The organism is Streptomyces sp. AM 2-1-1 (assembly GCF_029167645.1).
Classification (GTDB): Bacteria; Actinomycetota; Actinomycetes; order Streptomycetales; family Streptomycetaceae; genus Streptomyces.
In genome coordinates, this window is sequence record NZ_CP119147.1 from 251981 (window position 1) to 270775 (window position 18795).

Annotated in this window: 11 protein-coding genes; 7 read left to right on the forward strand and 4 right to left on the reverse strand. The window is 70.9% G+C overall.

Going from position 1 to position 18795, the window contains the following annotated elements; genetic code table 11:
* Window positions 1–287: 287 nt before the first annotated feature.
* Both PZB77_RS01125 and PZB77_RS01130 read right to left on the reverse strand, forming a co-directional pair.
* The gene (locus PZB77_RS01125) at window positions 288–1838 is read right to left on the reverse strand and encodes a pectate lyase (protein WP_275490616.1); all 1551 of its coding nucleotides are present in this window, start codon (window positions 1836–1838) and stop codon (window positions 288–290) included.
* A gap of 967 nt (window positions 1839–2805) precedes the next feature.
* Entirely contained in the window at window positions 2806–3852 is a 1047-nt protein-coding gene (locus PZB77_RS01130; RefSeq protein ID WP_275490617.1) for a hypothetical protein, read from the reverse strand.
* 823 nt (window positions 3853–4675) lie between these two features.
* On the opposite strand from PZB77_RS01130, the gene PZB77_RS01135 reads away from it, so the two are divergent.
* Together PZB77_RS01135 and PZB77_RS01140 are read left to right on the forward strand one after the other, a co-directional pair.
* On the forward strand, window positions 4676–6196 hold the full coding sequence (locus tag PZB77_RS01135; protein ID WP_275490618.1) for a glycosyl hydrolase family 18 protein: 1521 nt from the start codon (window positions 4676–4678) through the stop codon (window positions 6194–6196).
* Window positions 6197–7274: 1078 nt separating this feature from the next.
* Entirely contained in the window at window positions 7275–8774 is a 1500-nt protein-coding gene (locus PZB77_RS01140; RefSeq protein ID WP_275490619.1) for a peptide ligase PGM1-related protein, read from the forward strand.
* A 69-nt stretch (window positions 8775–8843) separates the two neighbouring features.
* On the opposite strand, the gene araA is transcribed toward PZB77_RS01140, so the two are convergent.
* Complete coding sequence (gene araA / locus PZB77_RS01145; protein WP_275490620.1) at window positions 8844–10355, reverse strand: L-arabinose isomerase; 1512 nt, start codon at window positions 10353–10355, stop codon at window positions 8844–8846.
* A 52-nt stretch (window positions 10356–10407) separates the two neighbouring features.
* Window positions 10408–12111: a ribulokinase gene (locus PZB77_RS01150; protein ID WP_275495870.1), complete on the reverse strand. Its 1704-nt coding sequence runs from the start codon at window positions 12109–12111 to the stop codon at window positions 10408–10410.
* 631 nt (window positions 12112–12742) lie between these two features.
* On the opposite strand from PZB77_RS01150, the gene PZB77_RS01155 reads away from it, so the two are divergent.
* The 5 genes from PZB77_RS01155 to PZB77_RS01175 all read left to right on the forward strand — a co-directional run bounded on the left by PZB77_RS01155 (window position 12743) and on the right by PZB77_RS01175 (window position 18730).
* Entirely contained in the window at window positions 12743–13738 is a 996-nt protein-coding gene (locus PZB77_RS01155) for an ABC transporter substrate-binding protein (protein ID WP_275490621.1), read from the forward strand.
* Between the two features lie 127 nt (window positions 13739–13865).
* Window positions 13866–15425: a sugar ABC transporter ATP-binding protein gene (locus PZB77_RS01160; RefSeq protein ID WP_275490622.1), complete on the forward strand. Its 1560-nt coding sequence runs from the start codon at window positions 13866–13868 to the stop codon at window positions 15423–15425.
* Entirely contained in the window at window positions 15422–16522 is a 1101-nt protein-coding gene (locus PZB77_RS01165) for an ABC transporter permease (RefSeq protein ID WP_275490623.1), read from the forward strand. Before PZB77_RS01160 ends, PZB77_RS01165 begins: the two co-directional genes overlap by 4 nt.
* Complete coding sequence (gene yjfF / locus PZB77_RS01170) at window positions 16519–17544, forward strand: galactofuranose ABC transporter, permease protein YjfF (RefSeq protein ID WP_275490624.1); 1026 nt, start codon at window positions 16519–16521, stop codon at window positions 17542–17544. Before PZB77_RS01165 ends, yjfF begins: the two co-directional genes overlap by 4 nt.
* A 175-nt stretch (window positions 17545–17719) precedes the next feature.
* Window positions 17720–18730 carry an aldose epimerase family protein gene (locus PZB77_RS01175; RefSeq protein WP_275490625.1) on the forward strand — a complete coding sequence of 337 codons (1011 nt, stop codon included), beginning with the start codon at window positions 17720–17722 and terminating at the stop codon, window positions 18728–18730.
* The last annotated feature ends 65 nt before the right edge of the window (window positions 18731–18795 follow it).

Consider the following 18795-nt stretch of genomic DNA (forward strand, 5'->3'; position numbering starts at 1 on the left):
CCGGGTGAGCGCGCACCTCGTGGGGTTCACGAGGTCGTCTTGAGAATGCCGCCATGAACCTGTCATGCATAGTCTTCGCGCCGACTGGACGCCGACCGTTGACGTGCTCGCCGAGCGATGGCCATGGGGAGGCCGCCGCCCTCCGGCGTCGGGGCGGCCGCTCTCCGTCCTGGGAGACCGCCGCCCGGACGCCGGCGCGGCACCGGGGCCGCCGTGTCCGACGGCCCCGGTGCCGCGCCCACCCTTGCGACAGGCGCCCACCTTTACGACAGGCGCTCGCCCCTCGGTCAGGCGTACGTCTCGAACTCGGCGATCTTCGGGGTGCCGCTCGAGCTGGTGATCTCGAAGGTGATCTTGCGGAGCGAGGTCTTGGCGAAGGAGATGGTGCCTGCGCCGGTACCGGAGGTCAGGACGGCACCGGTGTCACCGTTGAGGACCCGCCACGCGCCGATGGTGGAGCCGGACGCCTGACGGATGTTGATCGAGGAGACCGAGGTGGCGGCGTCCCACTTGACGGAGACGGAGCCGGTCGATCCGGCGGGCGACCAGAAGGTGCTCAGGCTACCGTCCTTGACGTTGCCGAAGCTCGTCCCGCTCGCCTTGCTGGACCCGTCGGCGCCTGCGCCGAGGCTGAGGTTGGTGCCGCTCGGCTGCGTGGGGCCCGTGGTCGGCGTGGGGGTGGCCGTGGTGGGGGTCGGCGTGGGCGTGGTCGGGTTCTCCGTGGGCGTGGTCGGCGTGCAGTTGCCGTCCGAGACCTGGAGGCCCTTGTTGGCGCCGGCCGTCTTCGCCACGATGCTCGGCACGCAGCCGGCCGCGTCGAGACTGTAGGAGTAGGGGATGCTGACCGTGGTGTTGGACGTGGGGTTGGGTCCGGCGGGGTTGTTCTCCGAGGCGCGCGCGGACCAGGTCACGTTGTCGAAGGTGTTGCCGCTGACCTGCCAGTAGCCGGCCGCGTCGGTGTAGAAGGTGCCCAGGACGTCCTTGGAGTCCTTGAAGTAGTTGTTGTCCACCTTCGCGCGGGCGCCGGCACGGGAGTTGATACCGGACTCGTTGAGCTTGACGTAGTAGTTGTTGTAGATGTGCGCGATGCCGCCACGCAGCAGGGGGGTACGGGAGTCGAGGTTCTCGTACAGGTTGTGGTGGAACGTGACGAAGCCGTTGGAGAGTTCGGTCTCGCTGGACCCGATGAGGCCGCCGCGCCCGGAGTTGCGCAGGGTGCTGTAGGACAACGTGACGTACTGCGTGTTGTCCTTCATGTCGAAGAGGCCGTCGAACCCTTCGGCCTCACCACCGGAGGCCTCCAGCGAGGTGTGGTCGACCCAGACGTTGCGGACGTCGCTCTCCATGCCGATGGCGTCGCCGCCGTTGGAGGTGGGCGAACCCGACTTCTTGACGTTCTTGACCGTCACGTTCTGGATGATGATGTTGCTGGACTGGCGGATGTGGATGCCGAGCTGGTCGAAGACCGCGCCGCTGCCGACGCCCACCAGGGTGACGTTGCTGATCTGCTTGAGCTCGATCACACCCGCGGCGGTGTTGCAGCTGTCGCCCGACACCTTGGCGGTGTTGGCGTGGTTGATCGTCCCCTCCACCTGGATGATGATCGGGGTGCTGCTGGTGGCGCGGCTGCACAGGGCCTGGTGGATCGCGGTGCCCGTGGTGGCCTTCACGACCTGGCCGCCGGCTCCACCGGTGGTCCCGCCGTTCTGGGTGGCGTAGCCGGTGACACCACCGGTCGCGGCCGATGCCGAGGGCATCGACACGATGACACCGGTCGCCGCGGCCAGGGCCGCCGTGGCCACTGCTGCGGAGAGTCGCAGTGCGACTGGTTTCCTCATGGTGGTAACTCCCTGTTCGTCTTCGTACAGCGGAATGGAGTTGAATGACATGGACATGCCATTTCTGGAGCCATGGCGGGCCCTCCCCCGCACACGACGCACCGCAGGGGCGGGGCGCGCGTCAGGGGGCGGGCCGAGTCGGCCGCTCAGGTGCGGCCAGAGATGTGCGTGCGTCGGCGGCGCCGGTCACGGGGTCTCCGCGTCCGCACCTCCGCCCGCTCCGTCGGCCGTGCCAACCGGGGCGGGAACGCCGCCCGGGAGAACGCTGCCCGCGGCAGCGACACGACCGGCCACCCGTGCTACGGGAAGCCGTCGCCGTTACATCCATGACGGACGGCGTGACGAGTCTTCGTCATGGCGTACACCCTTCACTGGCGCGGCGACATCCTGGATGCGGCACCGTTCCGGATCGGTGGCGGCTCGCCCGTGAAGACGCTTGCTGATGCGGCGACTTCACTTTCACCGGTACGGGGCTCGTGGAGAGGGAAAGCGCTTTCTGGTTGGGAGGATAGGACGGGCGTCACAGCGCTGGCAAGGTTCCGGACACACTCAGCACCAGACTCGTTCACCCATCTGAACGGGCAGCGGGGCGTGCCCACTTGGCCAAAACGGCCCCATGGGCCGTATACGTGCAGGTGGAGAGCGTCCGCTGTTCACCCACGCCTGTCCCCCGCTCGGGCAACCGGGGCGAAGAACGTCAGGAGTTCACGTCTCTGACAAGAGCAGGCGCGTCGGCCTCAAACGGTTCCGGACGGTCGGTGGACGGTCGGTGGAGCGGCGACGGCCCCTCACCCGGAGCACGCGTCGGCCGGCGAGTCGGCCGGGGGCCGAGGGCCGGAGGCCGGGGTCCCGGCACCGGGGACCGGAGATGCCGTCGCCGCACCCGCGCGCGACGACGCCGGCCCCGGGACGCGTGCTTCCCGGGGCCGGCGTCTCGCTGCCGAACGGCGCTCAGAAGGTCAGGAGATCAGATCGCCGAGGTGTACGCGGCGAAGAAGGGGACCTTCACCGGAGCGCCACCCGGCCCGTAGCACTTGACGGGCAATTGGACGGCACCGCTTGATCTGGCCCAAGGAGCGTACAGACCGCAGTACGCGGGGCCGCTGCCGTAGGCGGTGGCCTGCGCGGTGTCGGACGGAACGGCCACGGAGGGCAGGGTCACGACGAAGGGCGCACCCGAGCCTCCGAGCGTGTTGGTGGCGCCGCTGGAGTTGTAGTTGGTGAGCGGGGGCACCGATCCGTTGTACCAGAGGTAGCCGAACGATCTCGGCGGGAACGCCGGGCCGTGGACCGCCCGCAGGTAGGAGTAGCTCAACGTCCACTTGGTGTCGTACAGGGCGTCCGAGGCGTCATAGCAGTTGACCAGCACCGTCTGACCGGTGGAGCCCGGGGCCCAGTCGGCCACCTTGCAGTGCGCTCCCTGCTTCGGATCGACGGCGGTGACCTGGAGGTCGCCCGCGTACCCCGACAGCCCGAGGCCCGGGAGCCATGCCTTCCAGATGCCGGTCGAGCCCTTGCTCACCGAGTTCGTGGCACCGGTGGAGTTGTACTGGGTGAGCACCGTGCCGCCGCTGTCGGAGTAGAGGTAGCCGTACGAGCCGGTCGGTACGGCCGGCGCACCGCTGCTGGTGGTGTAGAGGACCGTGAAGGTCGAGTTGGCGGGTGCGCCGCTGGGGAGGTAGCAGGTGACGAAGACGTCCTCACCGCTTCCCACCGCCTTCCAGTCGGCGATCTGGCACCAGCGGGCGGTGGCGGTGACGGCGGTGGCGTGCGCGATGCCGCCCGGGCCGCCGATCAGCGGGAAGTGCACCACGTACGAGCCGAGACCGAGCTGGTCGACCTTGACGGGGTTGGCCGGCGGCGAGGCCCAACTGCCCCACTGACGCGTGGGATCGGGCACGTAGCCGGGGGGCGGTGTGGCGTTGTCCAGGTACGCGAATCCCCAGCGGTCGGGAACGGCGGCCTGCGCGTTCCCGGCGGTGGGGAGGGCCGCCGCCAGTAATGCGGCAAGCATCCCCATGACGAGCAGAACGGCTCGGGCGCGTCTCTTCGACGGCGCTGCGGTACGGACGACGTGCATGAGTGTCCCCCTGGGGGTGAGATGGGTGGTGCCTGCGCGGTCCGTGCTGTGCGGTGCGGCTCCGGCGTGTGGCGCCCCGCCGGCCGCGGGAGGACGGCGGCGTTCCCGCGCCCTCCTCGCGCGGAAGGCACGTTCGCCCCGTCCTGGTGCGGACGGGACGTCACCCGCTCGGGGCCCGGCGCTCAAGGTCCCAGAAGAAGGGCCCTCCGTGGCCTTTCCGCGTCGGCCGTTCTGGTGGTTCCGCACGTCTCGCACATCTGCCCCCGGAGCCCCTGGGGCCGCTCCCGCACCAGGGATCGCCCCGTAAGGCGACCGCGGAGGCCACTCCCGAGTCATCCCCCTCCACACCGCGTGCACGCTGCCACTCCCTCCCCCGGGGCATCACGGCCGCCGGTGGCCAAAACGCACGCGCGCGACCGACCGGCACCTCACCGACCGTGCCGACCACGCCGGCCGGGCGTGCGCTCCGTGCGGTCCGGAAGAGGTGCGGCCTTCGCGCGCCCGGCGTTCCCGGCCGGGGAGGCACCGCCGTGCGGAAAGGGAGGCGGTTGACCAAAAGCCGGTAAAAAGGCCCGGCGTTGGTTCCGCCCACCGGGCGCCCTCCACCAGCCGAAAGGCGTCCTGCCGAGGGCATTGGTCCACTCTCCCCTTGGTCCAGACCATTGACTCACCTCGGCCCGCGCCGCTTCCATGCACCATGCCGCTACCGGAAGGCAGTCGGCGGCTCCTCCCCCCTCCCTCCACAGCTGGGACACCCATGAGACTCACCGGCTCACTCCGCACGGTCGTCACCGCCACGGTCACGGCGGTGGCCGCCGCAGGCCTCACGCTGCTGGGCGCGCCCGCCCAGGCGGCTACGCCTCTGCCGTCGCACGTCTTCGCGCCGTACTTCGAGACCTGGACCGGGGACAGCCCCGCCGCGCTGGCCGCCCAGTCCGGCGCCAAGCACCTCACCATGGCGTTCCTCCAGACCGCCACCCCCGGATCCTGCACGCTGTACTGGAGCGGGGACACCGGGATGCCGATCGCCGCGTCCTCGTTCGGCAACGACATCAAGACCATCCAGGCCGCGGGCGGCGACGTCATCCCCTCGTTCGGCGGTTACACGGCCGACACCACGGGCACCGAGATCGCGGAGAGCTGCACCGACGTCAACCAGATCGCGGCGGCCTACGAGAGGGTCATCACCACGTACGAGGTGTCCCGGCTGGACATGGACATCGAGGTCGACTCGCTGAACAACACCGCGGGCATCGATCGCCGCAACAAGGCCATCAAGCTCGTCCAGGACTGGGCCGCCGCCAACGGGCGCAAGGTCGAGATCTCGTACACCCTGCCGACGACCACCTCCGGCCTCGCGCCCGACGCACTCGCCGTCCTGCGGAACGCGGTCGCCAACGGCGCGCGGGTCGACGTGGCGAACCTGATGACGTTCGACTACTACGACAACGCCTCCCACAACATGGCGAACGACACCCAGACCGCGGCCCAGGGACTCGTCAACCAGCTGGCCACGCTCTATCCCTCCAAGACCTCGGCGCAGTTGTGGGGCATGGTCGGCATCACGGAGATGCCGGGCGTCGACGACTTCGGCCCCGCCGAGACCTTCACCCTCGCCAACGCCACCCAGGTCTACAACTGGGCGGTCTCCAAGGGCATCAACCTCCTTTCGTTCTGGGCGCTCCAGCGCGACAACGGCAGCTGCCCCGGCGGCGCCGCGGCGGACGGCTGCTCGGGCATCCAGCAGAACACCTGGGACTTCTCCCACATCTTCGCGCCGTTCACGAGCGGCACCACGGCCCCGGCCAACGACTTCTCGCTGACTGCCACTCCGGCCTCCGCCACGGTGGCGGCCGGCGGTTCGGTCACCAGCTCGGTCAAGACCGCGGTGACCGCCGGCTCCGCGCAGACGGTGAGCCTCAAGGTCAGCGGCGCACCGGCGGGCGTCACCGCCTCGCTCAGCCCCGCCTCGGTGACGGCGGGCGGCAGTTCGACGCTCACCCTGGCGACGACCCCGGCCGTCGCCTCGGGTACGTACACGATCAGCGTGACCGGTACCGGCACGTCGGGGAGCCACACCGCGACCTACGCGCTCAAGGTCACCGGCGGTGCGACGAACCAGTGCACGGCGGCCCCGTGGGCCTCGGGGTCGGTCTACACGGGTGGGCAGCAGGTCTCGTACCAGGGCCACACCTGGAAGGCGCAGTGGTGGACGCAGGGCGAGGTGCCCGGAACCACCGGGCAGTGGGGCGTGTGGGTGGATCTCGGCGCCTGCTGAGGCCGTACCCGAGCACCTGAGCTGAGCACCCTCGAACGGGTCCGACAGGGCCGGCAGCACGTCTGCCGGCCCTGTTTCCGTCTGTTTCCGTCGTCCCGGCCCGACGGGAGCGGTCCGGTCCCGTCCCCGCGGTGGGGCGGGCGCGTCCGAGCGTGCCGGGCCGAAGGGCCGAAGGGCCGCAGGGGAAAAGCGGCCCGGTGCACGCAGAATGAGGCGGCGGAACCCGGGTCATTGTTTCTTTCGTTTTTGACGAGGGAAGAAACAATCCCGGAACCCTCACCCGCGCCCCTCGCCTGTCCCGTGCTTCCGGTCCCGTTTCTCGCCCCGTAGGCGCGATCGACTCCCCGGTCCGCGCCCGGCCGTCGTGGAAGGACACCTGTGGAAGCAGCTCGTACCGCTCCGGTCCACGCTTTCTCAGAATGTCCTGAACCCGTCGCGGAGAGAGGGGTGCGGGCGTCGCGCGACGGTCCCGCCGAACCACCGGCCCGCTCGCCGGACGCCTCTTCCGGGCCGGGCCCACCCGCCCGTCGTTCCCGCCCGGGCGGACGCGCCCGCCCGGCCTCTCGGCCGCCACCTGGGACGACGGCCCACAGGTGCCGCTCGACCGGAACGGCGGGAGAAGCCCCGGCGTCCGGCCGCCGAACCGACTGACACCCGTTCCGGCGACGTGTGTCGACGCCGAATCATCGGGTAGGAAGTCCGTTCCGCATCATTCCGCGTCCGTCGGTAATTTCATTCCGGACATCCGATCTTCGAAACGCGACCACTGTTATCACCGGAAAAACAGGCAGCCGGCCGATCGTTCCCTGGGGGTTCTCAGCATATGGACGCGCGCACATTCCCTGGCACCTCGAACGATTTCCCGACCGGACGGACCGCGCCACCACATCCCGATTCCGGGCGCACTCCCGCGGCCGGAAAACGTCCCTCCGGACGAGCGGTCCGGCCACGCGCGCAGACGGAGCTCACCGTGTACCGCCGTGACCCCGTCACGACGGGAGACCGTGACCCCGGCGCGGGTTCACCCGTTGTCGACCTGAGTGATCCCACCGTGGGCACCCGTACCTCCGAGGATGCTGTGACCGATACGCACCGGCGCCCCACCGCCCGCATCCACATCGAGAGCAGGGAGTGCGGACCCGAGGTCCTGGAGCGGCTGACCGGCGCGACGTACTTCCCCGAGCGGCTGCTGGGCCCTTCCATCGTCACCACGGTGTGCCGCGCCGGTGGCCACCTGCTCTATGTGACGGCGCCGAGTGTGATCGACGGCGAGGAACAGGTGGACTACTACCTCGGCCTCCTCCTGGGCGGTGCGCGTGCGGCGGACCCGGAGCGCTTGCGGCGGATGCGCGCCCTCGTGCGCGTCCTGCCGCTCGACGACGCGAGCACCCGTTGGCTCAGCACCAAGGTGCTCGATCCCGTCAACCCGCGCGCCGCGGAAGTCCGTTCCCAGCTGCGGGAGTTCGTCCAGGTGCACCGGAGCGCCGGGGCCGACGTACGGCTGAGCTACTTCGAACCGTCCGAGCCGCTGGAGGAACTCGCCCGCGAGCTGGGCGTCCCCGGCACCCAGCCCTCGTCGGCCCACATCCCGCTGGGGACCAAGCACACCGGCCGGCAGATCTTCGGCGCGGCGGGGATTGCCGTACCGAGGGGCAGCGGGGTGTGCCACGACCTCGGGGCGCTCGCCTCGGCGGTCGCCGCGCTCGCCCGGTCCGGGCTGCGCCGTCTGGTGCTGAAGCTGGACAGCACGGCGTTCGGTGGCGGCCTCGGGAACGCCCTGCTGACGCTTGACGACGACATCGCCTCGCCGGACGGCCCCGGCGTCGAGGAACGGGTCGCGCGTGCGTTGCCCGGGGCGACGCTCATGGACCCCAAGCTCACCTGGCACGAGTACGTCACCCTGATGAAGGACGACGGTGTGATCGTCGAGGAGATGATCACCGACGTGCCCCTGCACAGCCCGAGTTTCCAGGGGCGGCTGACCGAACGGGGCACGGTGGAGGCGGTGTCCACCCACGATCAGGTCTTCGGCGACGACGGGCAGAGCTACCACGGGTGCAGCTTCCCCGCGGACGCCGCCTACCGGCGGCAACTGATCGAGCAGGGCCTGCGGGTGGGCGAGGTGCTGCGGGAGCGCGGCGTCGGGAGCGGCGACTACGGCGTGGACTTCCTCGCCACCCGGGAGGGGGACGGGTGGCGCCTGCTGGGCTGCGAGATCAATCTGCGCGCCACCGCCACCAAGCACCCCTTCACCATGGCGGTGGGACTGCTGGGCCAGGGGCCCACACCGGACGGACGCTTCGAGGTGGACGGCGCCGAATACGTCTACCAGGCCTCGGACGTCATCATGGACCGCCGCTACGAAGGGCTGCGCCCGGCCCGGCTCATCGAGGCGGTCACCGCTTCACCGATCGGTTACGACCCCGTCCGCAGGACCGGCGTGGTGCTTCATCTGCTGAGCCCGGTGACCGAGTTCGGGAAGTTCGGCGCCCTGTGCATCGGACGGTCCCACGCGCAGGCCTCCGCCCTGATGCGGGACGTCCGTGCCCTCGCCGACAGGTTGGCGGAGAAGGGCTGAGGGAAGAGCCCGAGGAGTGGCCGGCCCGCCCGGCCGGGCCACTCCTCGGAGTCGGGTCCGCGCGGTGGATCACAGGCCGCCGGCGAGACGGTGGTAGGCCTGGTTCCAGCGCAGTTCGCGGGTGAACTGGCGGGGGGTGGTGGAGGCGTCGATGAGGACGAGTTCGGTACGCAGCATCTCGGCCAGGTCGTCCAGGTGTTCCGCGCCGAGAGCGGTGGTGAGCACCGTGTGGTGCGGGCCCCCGGCGGTGAGCCAGCTCTCCGTGGAGGTCCGCAGACTCGGCCGGGGCCGCCACACCGCGCGGGCCACCGGGAGCGCGGGCAGCGGCTCGGTGGGGGCGACCACGTCGATCTCGTTGGCCACCAGCCGGAAGCGGTCCCCGAGGTCGGTCAGCCCGACGACGACCGCCGGGCCCGGCGCGGCGTCGAAGACCAGACGGACCGGGTCCTCCCGGCCGCCGATGCCGAGCGGATGGATCTCGCAGCTCGGCACGTCGCCGGCGAGGGACGGGCAGACCTCCAGCATGTGGGCGCCGAGGATGAGTTCGTTCCCGGGCGACAGGTCGTAGGTGTAGTCCTCCATGAAGGAGGTGCCGCCGGGCAGCCCGTCGGCCGCCGTCTTCAGGGTGCGCAGCAGGACGGCCGTCTTCCAGTCGCCCTCGCCGCCGAATCCGTACCCCTCCGCCATCAGTCGCTGGACGGCGATGCCGGGGAGCTGGCGGAGTCCGCCGAGGTCCTCGAAGTTGGTGGTGAAGGCACCGAAGCCGCCCTCGACGAGGAAGGTGCGCAGCCCTGCTTCGATGCGGGCCGCGTAGCGCAGGGCCTCGTGGCGTTCGCCTCCGGTCCGCAGCGGGGCGGCCAGACGGTAGGTGTCCTCGTACTCCTTGACGAGGCCGCCGACCTCCGCGTCGGTGGCGGAGTCGACGTGGGCGGCGAGGTCGTTGACGCCGTAGGTGTTGACGGAGACGCCGAAGCGGAGCTGGGCCTCGACCTTGTCGCCTTCGGTGACGGCGACGTCGCGCATGTTGTCGCCGAAGCGGGCGACCTTCAGCGTCGCGAGTTCCGCACGCCCGGCCGCGGCCCTCGCCCAGGTGGCGATCCGCGCGCTGGTCACCGGGTCGGAGACGTGCCCGGCCACGGTCTTGCGCGCCACGCCGATCCGGGACTGTATGTATCCGAACTCGCGATCGCCGTGGGCCGCTTGGTTCAGGTTCATGAAGTCCATGTCGATGGTGGCCCACGGGAGGGCGACGTTCGACTGGGTGTGGAGGTGCAGCAGCGGCTTGCGCAGGGCGTCGAGGCCGGAGATCCACATCTTCGCCGGGGAGAAGGTGTGCATCCAGGCGATCAGGCCGACGCACCGCTCGTCGGTGTTCGCCTCCAGGCACAGGGCGCGGATGGCGGCGCTGTCCGTCAGCACGGGTTTCCAGACGATGCGCACGGGCATGCCGTCGGATTCGGCGAGGGTGGCGGCGATCCGCTGGGACTGTTCCGCCACCTGGCGGAGCGTCTCCTCGCCGTAGAGGCCTTGGCTGCCGGTGAGGAACCATATGTCGCGGACGGAGGGGGCCTGGCTGGGCACGGGGACTCCCGGGGGTGAAGGGTGCGGGTGGGGTGGCGGGGTGTCCGGCGGGTCAGTCGGCCGGGGTGGCGGTGAGGGCCTGGTTGCGGATCCGGCGCAGGCGGTGGAGGGTGCCGTCCCGGACGCCGAACTGGTCGTGGAGCGTCCGGTATTCGGCGAAGAGCGCGTCGTAGGCGTCGGCGCGGGAGTGGTCGGGGGTGTACACGTTCCGGCGGAGCCTGCCCATGGCGGCGGTGGCGGAGCGTACGTCGGGGTGGGCTCCGGCGGCGACGGCGGCGTGGATGGCGGAGCCGAGCGCTGGGCCCTGCTCGGAGGCGGCGAGGGAGACGGGGCGGCGCAGGACATCGGCGTAGATCTGCATGAGCAGGGCGTTCTTCTTGAGCCCGCCGGTGACGATGAACTCGTTCACCGGCACGCCGCCGGACTCCAGCGTCTCGACGATGATCCGGGTGCCGTAGGCGGTGGCTTCGAGCAGGGCGCGGTAGACGTCTTCGGGCCGGGTGGCCAGGGTGAGGCCGACGACGACGCCCGACAGGTGGTGGTCGACCAGCACGGAACGGTTGCCGTTCATCCAGTCGAGGGCCAGCAGTCCGTGGCCGCCGACCGGCTGCGCGGCGGCCTTGCGGGTCAGCAGTTCGTGCAGGTCCTCCCCGCGGGAGGCGGCTTCGGCCGCGTACTCGGCGGGGACGCCCTGGCTCAGCGCCCAGCCGAAGATGTCGCCCACGGCGCTCTGCCCGGCCTCGTAGCCGTACGCCCCCTCGACGATGCCGCCGTTCACGACGCCGCAGATGCCCGGCACGTCGGCGAGGGCGGGGCCGTTCACCACGTGGCAGCTGGAGGTGCCCATGATGGCCAGCAGTCGGCCGTTCTCCACGGCCTGGGCGGCGGCCGCGGCGACGTGGGCGTCGACGTTGCCCGCGGCGACGGCGATCCCCTCGGGCAGGCCGGTCCACCGCGCCGCCCGGGCGGTCAGCGAACCGACGCGGGATCCGAGGGCCGCCAGCGGGTGTTCCAGGCGGGTCCGCGCGAAGTCGGCGAAGTCCGGGTGGAGGGCGGCGAGGTACTCCGGGGACGGGTAGGAGCCGTCCTGGTGGATGCCCTTGTAGCCGGCGGCGCACGCGTTGCGGGACTCCGCGCCGGTGAGCTGCCACACGATCCAGTCGGAGGCCTCGATCCAGCGGGCGCACCGGCCGTAGACCTCCGGGTCCTCCTCCAGGAGTTGGAGCGCCTTGGCGAACTGCCACTCCGCGGAGATCTTTCCGCCGTAGCGGGCGATCCACTTCTCGCCGCGCTCGTGGGCGAGTGCGTTGATGCGGTCCGCCTGGTCCTGCGCGGCGTGGTGCTTCCAGAGCTTGGGCCAGGCGTGCGGCCGTCCCGAGAGTTCGGTCGCGGCGAGCGGGGTGCCGTCGGCCAGCGTCGGGAGGACGGTGCAGGCGGTGAAGTCGGTGGCGATACCGATGACCGCGCCCGGGTCGATGCCGGCGGCGCGCACCGCGGCGGGCACCGCCTCGCGGAGCACGTCGCACCAGTCGTCGGGGTGCTGCAGCGCCCAGTCGGGAGGCAGCGCCGTTGTGCCGTCCGGAAGGTGGCGGTCCAGCACGCCGTGGGCGTACGCGTGGACGGCGGAGGCGACCTCCTCACCGTCGCGCACCCGGACGACGACGGCACGACCGGACAGGGTGCCGAAGTCGACGCCCACGGTGTACTGCTCGGCGCCGGCCGGGCGCGACGGGTCACTTGGCGTGCGGGGCGGAATGGAGGTCACCAGGGATTGCCCTTCGGGAAAGGTGGCCGACGGACGGCCCACCAGCGGCAGCGATGCGCGGAGCCGGATGAGCGGGACCGCCGACAGCCAAAAGTGTGAACGCTAACAATTGCGAAATCAAGAGCGGTGCGGCTGCTTCGGGATTCCCGTTCCACGACAACCCCTTCGGAGCAGCCCCGGCGCGGGCGGGTGCTCGTCCCCGCCGCATCCTCGCCCCCACGCGCCACCCCGCCGCCGTCCGACCGTGAAGCCGACGGCCCCGCAGCGTCCGGATCGATCACGAACGAGACGCCAACTCGGTTCCGCCCTGCGGATCTTGACCCTCCCCTTCGGAAAAGCCGCGACCCGGTGGCGGCATACGGGCCGCCCACTCCCCCGGCCATCGGGCGGGCCACGACGTATCGCCGGGTCACAAAAAGGTAACTCGCGCACAGGGGTTGAGATACCGCAGTGTTAGCGCTCACACTGCTCGCGGCGCACCCCACGAACCTCTGCCGCCAACTCCGGGCCGCCGGCCGCGCCGAAGGCCCCGCACCGACTCCGGCCGGGCCCACTCCACCGTGCGGCGTACCCGATCGCACCACGCCGGCACCGACGACATCCCTCCGAGAGGACTCTCACCATGGCCCGCAGAATCGCCTACGCCCTCGCTGTCGGCATCCTCGCCGCGTCGACGCTGACCGCCTGCTCCGCCGAGACGACACCGTCCGGTGGTGGCGCCGGCGGGAAGAAGGACGACGGCAAGCTCGTCCTCGGCTTCGCCCAGGTCGGCGCGGAGAGCGGGTGGCGCACCGCCAACACCAAGTCCGTCCAGGAGGCCGCGAAGAAGGCCGGGATCACCCTGAAGTTCTCCGACGCGCAGCAGAAGCAGGAGAACCAGATCAAGGCGATCCGCACCTTCATCCAGCAGCGCGTGGACGTCATCGCCTTCTCCCCGGTCGTGGAGTCCGGCTGGGACACCGTGCTCAAGGAGGCGAAGGACGCCGGCATCCCGGTGATCCTCACCGACCGGGCCGTCGACTCGCAGGACACCTCGCTCTACAAGACCTTCCTGGGCTCCGACTTCATCAAGGAGGGGAAGGCCGCCGGCGAGTGGCTGACCGGCGAGTACAAGGACGAGGCCGACCCCGTCAACATCGTCGAACTGCAGGGGACCACCGGGTCGGCTCCGGCCAACGACCGGAAGTCCGGCTTCGCCGACGTGATCAAGGCCGAACCGAAGTTCAAGATCGTCGCTTCCCAGACGGGCGACTTCACCCGCGCCAAGGGCAAGGAGGTCATGCAGGCCTTCCTCAAGTCGCAGAAGGACATCGACGTGCTGTACGCGCACAACGACGACATGGCCCTGGGCGCGATCCAGGCCATCGAGGAAGCCGGCAAGAAGCCGGGCACGGATATCAAGATCATCTCGGTGGACGGCATCAAGGACGCGTTCACCGCCATGACCGAAGGCAAGATCAACGTCGTCGTGGAGTGCAACCCCCTCCTCGGTGACCAGCTGATGGAGCTGACGAAGAAGGTCGCGGCCGGGGAGAGCGTGCCGCCGCGCGTCGAGACCGTGGAAGGCGTCTTCCCGCAGGACAAGGCCGCCGCGGCCCTGCCGACGCGTCAGTACTGAACCCCGCGGGGGCGCACCGGACGTGAACGGTCGCGCCCCTGGACCACCGGACCGTGCCGTCGCAGCGTGCGTGACCCTTCCCCGGTCACGTGCGGCTCTTCGGCCACACCCGACGAGAGGAGGGCGGATGGCAGCCCCACCCACCCTTGAGACGAAACCCGCCGACCGCCCCCGGCCGGTGCTCGAAGCCCACGGCATCCGGAAGGAGTTCCCCGGTGTGCTGGCCCTGGACGGAGTCGGCCTGCGGCTCTATCCGGGTGAGGTCCACGCACTGATGGGGGAGAACGGCGCCGGGAAGTCCACCCTGATCAAGGTGCTCACCGGGGTGCACCCGGCGGACGGCGGCACCATCCTCGTCGACGGTGCGGCCCGCGAGTTCGGCGATCCCCTCCAGGCGCAGAACGCCGGGATCAGCACCGTGTACCAGGAGGTGAACCTCTGTTCCAACCTCTCGGTCGCGGAGAACATCCTCATCGGGCGCGAACCGCGCCGGTTCGGCCTGATCCACTGGTCCGCGCTGCGGCGCCGGGCCGGTGAGCTCCTGGCGGAACTCGATCTCGGCCTCGACGTCACCGGCCCGCTGGACGCGCACTCGCTCGCGGTCCAGCAGCTGGTGGCCATCGTCAGGGCGGTCGACGTCTCGGCGAAGGTGCTCGTCCTGGACGAGCCCACCTCCAGTCTCGACCGCGAGGAGGTCGCGCAGCTCTTCGCACTGGTGCGGCGGCTGCGCGACCGGGGGGTGGCCATCCTCTTCGTCACCCACTTCCTGGACCAGGTCTTCGAGATCTGCGACCGGGTGACGGTCCTGCGCAACGGCCGGCTGGAAGGTGAGTACGCCATCGGCGAACTCACGCACGTCTCGCTGGTGCAGCACATGATCGGCGGCGAACTGGCCACCCTGGACGAGCTTTCGGAGGCGGCCCGCGCCGAGGCCGGGGAGCACGCCGACGACGAACCCTATCTCCGGGCGACGCGGTTGGGGCGGACCGGCTTCATCGAGCCGTACGACCTCTCCATCCGGCCCGGCGAGGTGATCGGCCTGGCGGGGCTCCTGGGTTCGGGGCGTACGGAAGCCGCGCGGCTGCTCTTCGGCGCCGACAGCGCGGACAGCGGCGAAGTGCGGATCGAGGGCGAGCCGGTCTCGCTGCGCACCCCCCGGGCCGCCATCGCCCGCAAGATCGCCTTCTGCTCCGAGAACCGCAAGTCCGAAGGGCTGGTGGGTGAGCTCACGGTCCGCGAGAACATCGTGCTGGCGATGCAGGCCGCGCGCGGCTGGACCAGACCGCTCTCCCGGGCCAGGCAGGAGGAGCTGACGCGGCACTGGATCTCGGCGCTGGACATCCGCCCCACCGACCCGGAGGCGCAGGTACGTCATCTCAGCGGCGGCAACCAGCAGAAGGTGCTGCTCGCCCGCTGGCTGCTGACCGACCCGAAGCTTCTGATCCTTGACGAGCCGACCCGGGGCATCGACATCGGTGCCAAGGCCGAGATCCAGAAGCTGGTCGCCCAGCTCTCCGCCCAGGGCACAGCGGTGCTCTTCATCTCCGCCGAACTGGAGGAGGTCCTGCGCCTCAGCCACCGCGTGGGCGTGCTGCGCGACCACCGCATGGTCGCCACCCTCACCAACGACCAGAGCGTCACCCCCGAACGCATCCTGGCCACCATCGCCACCGGAGAGGACTCATGACCCCGCACCCCGCCAACGGCCCGGCGGCCGGCGGCGTCGGACAACGGCTGCTGCGCCACCGGCTGTTCTGGCCCTCGGCGGTCCTGGCCGCCCTGCTGCTCGGCAACCTCGCCTTCACCCACGACTTCTTCGCCGTCCACGTCCGGGGCGACCACCTCTACGGCAGCCTGATCGACATCCTGCAGTTCGGCGCCCCGCTCGTCCTGGTGTCGCTCGGCATGACGCTCGTCATCGCGACCCGCGGCATCGACCTCTCGGTCGGCTCCACGGTCGCCATCGCCGGCGCAGTGGCCTGCGAGCACATCGCCGGTTCCCCGGACCCCGGCGGCCTCCCCACCGTGCTCGTCGCCGTCGCCCTCGCGCTCGGGGTGGCCGTGGTGCTCGGCCTGGTCAACGGCACCCTGGTCGCGCGGCTGGGGGTGCAGCCCATCGTGGCGACGCTGATCCTGATGGTCGCCGGCCGCGGCGTGGCACAGCTCGTCTCGGACGGCCAGATCATCACGGTGACGAGCAGCCCGTACAAGATGATCGGCGGCGGCTACTGGCTGATGTTCCCCTTCGCCGTCCTGCTGGCGGCGGTCGTCGTCGCCCTCACCTCGCTGGTGACCCGGCGCTCCGCGCTGGGGCTGCTGATCGAGTCGGTGGGCGGCAACCCCGCCGCCAGCCGGCTCGTCGGCATCCGGGCGGCGGGCCTGCTCACCGTCGTGTACGTCTTCTGCGCCCTGTGCGCGGCCGTCGCCGGGCTGATGATCAGCTCCAACGTGTCCAGCGCGGACGGCAACAACGCGGGGCTCTGGATCGAGCTCGACGCCATCCTCGCCGTGGTCATCGGCGGTACCGCGCTGACCGGGGGACGGTTCTCCCTCGGCGGGACCGTACTCGGCGCCCTCATCATCCAGACCTTGTCCACGACGGTGTACACCCTGGGCGTCCCGCCCGAGACGACCCTGGTCTTCAAGGCGTTCGTCGTGATCGCGGTCTGCCTCATCCAGTCACCGGTCTTCCGGGCGAAGGTGCTGAGCCGCCGGAAACCGGCGTCCTCCAGCCGGCCCGCCCCGGTGGACGACACCACGCTCCCGCAGGAGGTACGTACATGAGCACCGGCATCGCGGGTGTCGCCGGCACCCTCGCGCGGCCGTTCCGCGCCCCCCTCTCCCCGCGCGCCCGCACCCGTGTCCCGCTGGTGGTCACCGCGGTCCTCCTGGTCGCGATGTTCGCCGTCGGTTCGGTGCGGTACGACGGGTTCTTCTCCACCCAGGTCCTGCTGAACCTGCTGATCGACAACAGCTTCCTGCTGGTGGTCGCCATCGGTGTCACCTTCGTCATCCTGACCGGCGGCATCGACCTGTCGGTGGGCTCGATGGTGGCCCTGTCGACCATGCTCACCGCCTGGACGGTGGAGCGGCAGGGCTGGCCCCTGGCGGCGGCGGTTCCGCTGGTCCTGCTGGTGGGCGCCGCCGGCGGTGCCCTGATGGGGTGGGTCATCCACACCTTCGAGATCCAGCCCTTCATCGTCACGCTGGCCGGCATGTTCCTGGCGCGGGGGCTCTGCTACACGATCAGCACCGAGTCCATCTCGATCAGCGACCCCAGCACGGTGAAGATCGCCCAGACCCGGCTGGTGATGCCTGGCGGGCTGTTCGTCTCGCCCGCCGTGGTCATCGCCCTGGTCGCCCTCGCCGCCGCCTTCGTCGCGCTCCACCACACCCGCTTCGGGCGCAACGTCCACGCCGTCGGCGGCAACGAGACCTCGGCCCGGCTGATGGGGCTTCCCGTGGGACCCACCAAGGTGGCCGTCTACGCGGTGAGCGGGTTCTGCTCCGCGCTCGGCGGGGTGCTGCTGACCTTCTACATGCTCTCCGGATACGCCCTGCACGCGATGGGCATGGAGCTCGACGCCATTGCGGCGACCGTGATCGGCGGCACCCTGCTCACCGGCGGCTCCGGCTTCGTCCTCGGCACCGCGCTCGGCGTACTGGTCCTCGGCATGATCCAGACGGTCATCAACTTCCAGGGCACGCTGAGTTCCTGGTGGACCCGGATCGTCATCGGCGCCCTGCTCTTCGTCTTCATCGTGCTCCAGCGGCTCCTGGGCGGAAGCCGGAAGAGCACGGGCTGACCGCACCGGAGCCTGCCGACCGGCCCTTTCCCCGCCCCGTACAACGACATCGAGGGACCCCCGCATGCGTCACCCGCCCGAGTCACCCGCCGCCCCGCCGCGGACGCCCGCCGAGCGTCCGGGCCGGACCGGCCGGCCGTACCGCCTGCCCGGCACAGGCACCGGAGACCGCTGGGTGTTCGGCTTCCCTGGGCGGGCGCGCGCCGAGGTCCACACCCTCGGCGCGCGCCTGCACTCCCTGCTGGTCCCCGACCGGTGGGGCCGCTTCGCCGACGTGGTACTGGCGGCCCGTGACGCCCGGACGGTGCGCGGGCCGGCCACCTACTTCGGGGCGACGGTGGGGCGGTACGCCAACCGGATCGCCGACGGGCGGCTGGAGGTGGACGGCGTGGTCCACCGGCTGGCGACCCAGGAGACCGGTCACACCCTGCACGGCGGCCCGGACGGCTTCGACCGCCGGCTGTGGCGCGCCGAACCGGTCCATGGCGACGACCGCACCGGCGTACGGCTCTTCCTGCGCAGTCCCGCCGGCGACCAGGGCTTTCCCGGCGCCCTGGACGTGCGGGTCACCTGCACGCTCGACCGGGACGACGCGCTGACCTTCGAGTACCGCGCGGTGAGCGACGCCGCCACCGTCGTCAACCTGACCAACCACGCGTACTGGAATCTGGACGGAGAGGGCAGCGGCGACGTGCTCGGCCATCACCTCCGGGTCGAGGCGGAGCGGTGGACTCCGGTCGACTCCGCGCTGATCCCGCGGGGACCGCACCGGCCGGTGGACGGCACCCCGTTCGATCTGCGCCGATCCCGCCGCCTCTCGGAGGCCTTCGCCCAGGAGGACGGACAACTCCGCCTGAGCGGTGGCGGGTTCGACCACAACTGGGTGCTCGCCGACACGCCTTCCGCCCACCCGCGCGCCGCCGCCGTCCTGTACGCGCCCCTCTCCGGCCGGCGCATGGAGGTGCGTACCACCGAACCGGGGATACAGGTGTACACCGGCAACCTCCTCGACGGCGGGATCACCGGCAAGAGCGGACGCCCCTACGGCCCGCACGCGGGGGTGGCGCTGGAGACCCAGCACTTCCCGGACTCCCCGAACCGCCCCGACGACCCGAGCACCCTCCTCCGGCCCGGTGAGGTCCACCGCTCCACCACCGTGCTGCGCTTCTCCGTCACGGAGGAGTGAGGGCGGGCCGCCACCGCTCCGACAGGCGGCGGCCCGCCGCTCGGGCTCCCCCGACCTCCCTCGGA